This window comes from Terriglobus sp. YAF25, from assembly GCF_052113305.1.
Classification (GTDB): Bacteria; Acidobacteriota; Terriglobia; order Terriglobales; family Acidobacteriaceae; genus Terriglobus.
Map to the genome: position 1 here is coordinate 1 of NZ_JBFRCY010000183.1, position 6,720 is coordinate 6,720.

The window sequence follows — 6,720 nt, forward strand, 5'->3', positions numbered from 1 at the left end:
ATACAGGCCATGCCCGCGCCGCCGTGCTGATCGCCGATGGCCAGAACACCTGCGGCAATCGCCGAGGAGACAGAGCCGCGATTGCCTGAGCAGGCGAGCCGGGCCGTTGCGGCTGAGGGCGATCCTGGACCGTGGTCTGCGGAAGAGATCAGGATGGCGTCCAGCAGCTTTCCTTCCTCCCTGCCGGGCATGCGCCCGGCATGCAGCAAAAAAATGGTCTCGGCGAAGCTTGCCCGCTGCATCAGTGAGCCGACTTCGTACCCTCGGATCCAGATGTTCGTTTCGTCGTAAGTTGTAATGCCTGTGCGCCAGGGCTCTACCATGTGCTCGTCTCCCGTTCGTGTTCGCCGCGATTCCGACTTCAAAGACAGCCTAAACCGGGCGACAACGGGTCCCACACGGCGAAAGCGGATCGATCAGGCACGTGATTACAGATTCAGAGCCTAGCACCGGATTTCCCCGAAAACCGTCCTTACCGTGGCGATACGGTTGCGTCATTGCTGGGCGAGAGAAGGTGGTGTTACGGTAGGTGCCACTTTGGAAGTGCTGCGTTTGCGGGTTGTTCCGCGGGCGTGCAACGGGGGCCCTTGAACCAGGCGATGGACGCGTGATTATCCAGGAAATGTCGAAGTCAGAGCGAGTTGTGGTTGTATCTTCCGAAGCGCAGAAGACGGGCTATCCGACGGCCTGGCTCTGCTGGTCTATCTGGGCTTTGGCTGCGTTGTTCTATCTCACCGGCTTCTACCAGCGGGTCTCGCCGGCGGTAATGACGGACGAGCTGATGCGCGCCTTTTCCATCGGCGCGGCCAGCCTGGGGAACCTTTCGGCGTTTTACTACTACTGCTACCTTGCGATGCAGATTCCAACCGGCATCCTCATCGACTCCTGGGGAGCCCGCAAGTTGCTGATCACCGGTTCCATCGCTGCCGGCATTGGCACGATTCTTTTTGCATCGACGGATAGCTTTGCCCTGGCATGCCTCGGTCGGGCCATTATCGGGGCGTCCACTGCCGTGGGTTGGGTAACGCTGCTTAGCTTGACGACCCACTGGTTCCCAGCCAGACATTTCGCCATGCTCTCAGGGCTAGGCTTGTTTTTCGGAAACCTTGGAGCTCTCTTTGCGCAGGTGCCTCTGCGGATTGCGATTCAGCATTTCGGCTGGCGGCCAGTTGTTTTTGCTTCGGCCAGTGTGGTTCTCGGTATTGGCGCTCTCTCCTTCTTCTTCGTCAAAAACGACCCTATCGACTGTGGCCACTGCAGTTATGCGCCACCGGAGGTACATCGCAGCGATGCCTCGGTAGTGGAGCGCCTGAAAGGGTTTGGCCGCATCTTCGAATATCGCAATACCTGGCTCATCTTCCTGGCGCAGGGCGGGATCGTCGGCTCCATTCTGTCCTTCACCGGCTTGTGGGGAGCGCCGTTCCTGCGAGCGCGGTTCGGATTGCAAGCCACGACCGCGGCTGAGGTTTGCTCCGTGATGATCGTCTGCTGGGCAGTCGCCAGTCCGATCTGTGGAGCGCTATCGGATAGGATCGGCCGCCGCAAACCGATTTACGTCGGGGGATGCATCGTGGCTGCGCTCGGCTGGACATCAATGTTCTATCTCGCGAGCCTGCCTCTGGCGRCCTTCGTCGCGATCTCGGCGGTAACCGCCTTCGCCAGCGGAGCGGTTGTCATCGGCTTTGCATATGCGAAGGAGTCAGTCCCTCCGCAGTTCCTCGGATCAATCTCCGGAACGGTGAACATCGGCAACATGGTTGGTCCCACGCTGCTGCAACCCGCCATTGGTCGGGTATTGGATCGTCACTGGACAGGGCAGCTCAATAAGGGTGTTCACGTCTATAACGTGCATGCGTACCAGCTGGCCTTCGCACTGATGGTCGGCTGGCTATGCGTCTCCGTCCTTCTGTTGAGCCTCACTCGCGAAACCCGATGCCGCCAGTCAGCATGAGAGAGCATGTAAATCTCCCTTTTGTCATCCCGTAGCGTAGCGAAGGGATCTGCTTTTACTTCCTCCTCCACGCAAAAAAGTGCGGAAGACCATTATGGTCTTCCGCAAGTAATTGTTAGGAGATGTTTCTCGTTATTCGCCGTTGCGATAGATGTCGTTGATATTCCAGTGTCCCGGCGTCGGCGTCGGTGCATTCTCCATGGGCACCTGGATCACCGTCGGCATATTCGACGCAATCGCTTCACACAATGCCGGCCCCAGCTCCGCGGCCGACTTAATATAGATACCCCTGGCGCCATAGGACCGCGCGATGTTGGCGTAGTCCACGTTGTAGGTCTCGCCGTTACACTCGAACAGGCATCCGAAACTCCAGCCGTAGTGCATCTTCTCCAGGCCGGCGATTGTTCCGAAGGCTGAGTTATCCATTACCAGCCAGATGCAGGGAAGTCCTGCTTCCATCGCCGTCGCCACAACACCTGGATTGCTGCTGAATGCTCCGTCTCCGATCAGCGCAACCGCAACGCGATCTGGCTGCGCACACTTTACTCCCAGAACCGCCGCTGGACCAAAGCCCATCGTCGCCAATCCGCTGGGCGTAATAAAGGTGCCCGGAACAGGGAACTTGAACTGCTGCGCAACTCCGTTCTTATTCCAGCCGACATCGGTCACAATGAAGCCGTCTTCCGGAACGGCTTTGCGCAGCTCTGAGAGGATGCGTTCAGGGCGCAACGGGTACTGATCCGACGCCCACTCATCGGCCCATAGATCGCTGAACTCTCTGCGGCCCGCGGCGATCTTCTCTCTCATGCCCGGCCGCGCTTTATGCGATCGTCCCTCGGCTGCATCGGCCAGAGCCGTGAGTGCCACTTTCGCGTCTGCGATGACACCCAGCTCTGTCTGATAGTTGCGGCCGATCTCGGCGTAGTCGATATCAATATGGATCAGCCGTGTCGGCGGAATGTCAAAGGTGAACTCTTTCTCCCAGGAACTGGAATTCGCTTCAGCCAAGCGTGTTCCCACCGCAAGAATCAGGTCGGCGGTGCGGCACATCTCATTCGAGACTGGAATTCCCCAGAAGCCGGTCTGGCCCATCACCAGTGGATGCTCTTCCGGCATGCACCCCTTACCCATCAAGGTGTGGGCGACAGGGATCTCCAGCGCCTCCGCCAGTCGCTGCAACTCTTTGGTGGACTTGGAAGAGATCACACCTCCACCGGCATAAAGTACCGGCCGCTCCGCGTTGGCAAGCGCATCGACGATATATTCCACCGACTCGGGATCTATCGCCTGTTTACTTAGCTTCGGCGGTGTCTTCGAGAACGATCCTTCTTTCAGATCGGCAGAGAAGATGTCCATCGGCACGTCTACCAGCACCGGCCCTGGCCTTCCAGACTGTGCCAGGTAAAACGCACGTTCGACGGCGCGCGGCAGATCTTCGACGCGATCGACACGATACACACGTTTACAGAACGGGCGGTAGATCTGGCTCTGGTCTGCGTCCGCATGCAGGTTTACCTCCTGGTGTGGATGCCGGCCGTAGTAATAGGAGGGCACATCCCCTGCAATTACCACCATAGGCACGGAGTCCAATGCAGCATTCGCGACGCCGGTCGCCGCATTGGTGAGGCCCGGGCCAAGGTGACTGAGCACCACGCCGACCTTGCCCGAAGCGCGCGCATAGCCGTCGGCGGCGTGAGCTGCCGTCTGCTCATGCCGCGTGGTGATGAATCGTACCTTCTGGTTCTTCCCCAGGGCGTCGAGCATTGCGATTACTGTATGGCCGCAGAGTCCGAATACAACCTCGACCCCCAGTACCTCCAGATAATCGACGAGCTGATAGGCGGCGATCCGGTGACCCTCTTTCGGCGGTGGCGGAGTCTTGGTCAAAACATGCCCGTAAGGTTTGGCGGGTGCGATCGGGGCGTCGTCGATTTTCAGAACCATAGAGCATGGATTTTAGGAGCGGGTTACTACTGTCTTCAACATTGTTACGGTGTTGGAACGGTCGGCCTTGTTTCGGCGGCTGAATCTTCTGGCACCGTTTCGCGAAGGTTGTGTACTATCGTGCGGTGCCAGTGAAACCGCAAAATATCGCCGAATCCGTCAGCTTCGACGACGCCGTCCGCCGCGAGTTGCAGAAGATCATTGCCAGCAAGTCCTTCCGCCAGGGAGATCGTCTACAGCGCTTTCTGAGCTACATCGTGGACGAGACGCTCGCTGGTCGCGGCGATCAGCTCAAGGAGTATCCCGTCGGCGTTGATGTCTTCAGCAAAGAGTCCAGCTTCGATCCGCGGATGGATCCCATTGTGCGTGTTCAGGCCCGCCGCCTGCGTATGCGCCTTTTCACCTACTATCAGGAAGAAGGGCAGGCCGATGAGCTTGTGATCGAGCTGCCCAAAGGTGGTTATGCTCCTACCTTCCGTATGGTAGAGCACGCTCCTAAGAAGCGTTCGCTGGCGCCGGCGCTTGTCAGCCGCAATACCGTGGCGGTGCAGGTCTTTGAAGATTGCAGCCAGGCCGGCGACGAAGGTTACTTCTGCCGTGGTTTGGCCAGTGAGATCGTGCATGCACTCTCGAAGGTTGGCTCCATCGTCGTCATCGATAACAATGCACCGCAACCTGCAGGAACACCGGTAGCTGCTCTGGTTGTGAGTGGCAGCGTCCGCAAGGCGAACGATACCTGGCGCATTACGACCCAGATCGGCGATGCGATGCGCGGCTCGATCCTGTGGTCCGATTCCATGGATCGCAAGCGTGGGAACCCGTTTCAGGTGCAGGAAGAAGTCGCATCCATCGTTGCGGAGACACTGCGTTCTGAACTGGTTGACGGGGAAGGACGCCATACCTTGCATCCGAAGGTCGGCAACCTTGCCGCCAACAACATGTATCTGCAGGGCCGTTATCAGATGAGCCAGCGCACCGAAGGTGGTTTGCGCAAGGCAATGGAGTACTTCCAGAAGGCTATCGACGAAGATCCCGGTTTTGCCCAGGCATATGCCGGCATGGCTGATGCGCAACTGCTGATGGCGAACTATGGTGTCTCCGCTCCAATGGAGCTGTGGACCAAGACCGCCTCCAATGCCGCCCATGCGGTACTGCTCGACGACGATTCCAGTGATGCGCATACCTCATTGGCACACGTGAAGGCGGTACAGGATTGGGACTGGGAAGGCTCCGAGCAGGAGTTCCGTCGTGCTATTCGCTTGAATCCTCGTAACTCCATGGCCCACCACTGGTACGCCATGTCCTGCATGGTTCCTCTGGGAAGGCTGGACGAGGCTTTGCAGGAGATCACGATGGCGCAGAGTCTTGATCCCATATCATCGATCGTCTCTCGCGACCTGGCGCAGATCTATCACTTCCGCCGTGAATACGATCTGGCGCTCGAGCAGTGCGACTACACCATCGAACAGAACCCGCATTTCGCCGCCGCCTACTGGACGCTCGGCCTGGTACAGGAGCAGCGCGACGAGAGTGAAGAGGCCATTGCGGCCTTCCAGCGTGCTATTGAGCTCACGCCGCCAAATCCACGTGTGGTCGGTGCGCTGGCGCGGACGTATGCGATCTCAGGCCGCAAGCAGGAGGCGCTGCGTCTGCTGCGCGATCTGAACGATCTTTCCACGCGACGCTACATCTCACCCTTTGAGCTGGCGCTGATCTACTTTGCGCTGAATCATATGGATGAAGGTTTCGAGCGCCTGACACAGGCATTTCAGGACCGCTGCTTCGAGCTGGCAACCATCAGTATCGACCCGCGTTTCGATAACGTTCGCGAAGACCACCGCTTCAGGTCACTCTACCGCCAACTCGGTCTGGCATAGGGATTGCGTCTATCGAGCTCCCGGAATTGGCCGAGGAGCCAGATCTGCATCCGTAAGCTTCAATGCCCACAGAATCGCCTGGTAATACATCTCCTGCACGGTCCGCTCATCCCAGTTGCTGGGGTCGTGCCCTAACGCTGAATAGTAGACGCGTCCTTTCCCATACATCTTCGCCCACGCCAACGGGAAGTCGTCATCCTTGTGATGGACCAGCGGTGCATTCTTATCGAGTGCCGATACATCCAGACGCAGGAGGACTCGCGCCTTACTGCGTGAGAAATCCTTGATCTGGTAGTACTCATCGATGTGCCCGAACGAGCCGGGAAGGTTGGTCATCCCGGGAAACTTCGAATCCTCCACAATTACTGGAGCCTCGGTGATGCCCCATGGATGCTCATCGAATCGGCCGCCCAGCATCTCGCTAAACTCCGGCCATGAGAAGAAAGCGGTTGCTCCGGAGTGAGCTGCGACGAAACCTTTGCCATCGTCATGCACAAACGAAAGCAGATCGGCCTTCTGTCCGGGTGTCAGGTCAATCTCACGAACGCCGAAGAAGAAGATAGCGTCATAGTCATTCAGATTCTTGGAATACAACAGCGGCAGGCCATCGCCGCCACGCACCGTGCCTTTGGTGATCATCTTCGAGTCGGAACGAATGAAGGTGTCATACGCTCCAGTCTCGTAGCCCAATCGTTCAATTGTCGCGACTGCATGTGAGATGGAGTCATGCTGATAGCCATTACTGACATCGATCCAGGCCAGAACACGTTTGCGATGCGGCACAGCATTGTTGTGGTAACTCGCATCACCTGCACTTGCCGCGTTCATGCCTGGGCCACGGCGAACACCATCCTGCATTCCCAGGTCTGCCGTCCCCTGACGGTTCTGGCTTTGTTGTCCAACCGCGGAAAGAAGGACGCCCATCATTAATACAAAAAGCGCCAACCG

At 58.1% G+C, this 6,720-nt stretch carries 5 protein-coding genes; 2 read left to right on the top strand and 3 right to left on the bottom strand.

Annotated features, from left to right (window positions below; translation table 11 throughout):
- Positions 1 to 323: citrate/2-methylcitrate synthase (locus AB4043_RS09695; protein WP_442306953.1), on the bottom strand; the 323-nt coding region annotated here is incomplete at its 3' end.
- Between the two features lie 284 nt (positions 324 to 607).
- Between AB4043_RS09695 and AB4043_RS09700 the strand changes: the two genes are divergently transcribed.
- The gene (locus tag AB4043_RS09700) at positions 608 to 1,951 is read left to right on the top strand and encodes an MFS transporter (RefSeq protein ID WP_442306954.1); all 1,344 of its coding nucleotides are present in this window, start codon (positions 608 to 610) and stop codon (positions 1,949 to 1,951) included.
- A gap of 132 nt (positions 1,952 to 2,083) precedes the next feature.
- Here the strand turns inward: AB4043_RS09700 and AB4043_RS09705 are convergent, their stop codons facing one another.
- Complete coding sequence (locus tag AB4043_RS09705) at positions 2,084 to 3,895, bottom strand: thiamine pyrophosphate-binding protein (RefSeq protein WP_442303207.1); 1,812 nt, start codon at positions 3,893 to 3,895, stop codon at positions 2,084 to 2,086.
- A 110-nt stretch (positions 3,896 to 4,005) separates the two neighbouring features.
- On the opposite strand from AB4043_RS09705, the gene AB4043_RS09710 reads away from it, so the two are divergent.
- A complete protein-coding gene (locus AB4043_RS09710) occupies positions 4,006 to 5,772 on the top strand; it encodes a tetratricopeptide repeat protein (protein ID WP_442306955.1) in 1,767 nt (588 codons plus the stop codon).
- A gap of 9 nt (positions 5,773 to 5,781) precedes the next feature.
- Here AB4043_RS09710 and AB4043_RS09715 read toward each other — a convergent pair.
- A partial coding sequence (locus AB4043_RS09715) for a ThuA domain-containing protein (protein WP_442306956.1) occupies positions 5,782 to 6,720 on the bottom strand: 939 nt, incomplete at its 5' end.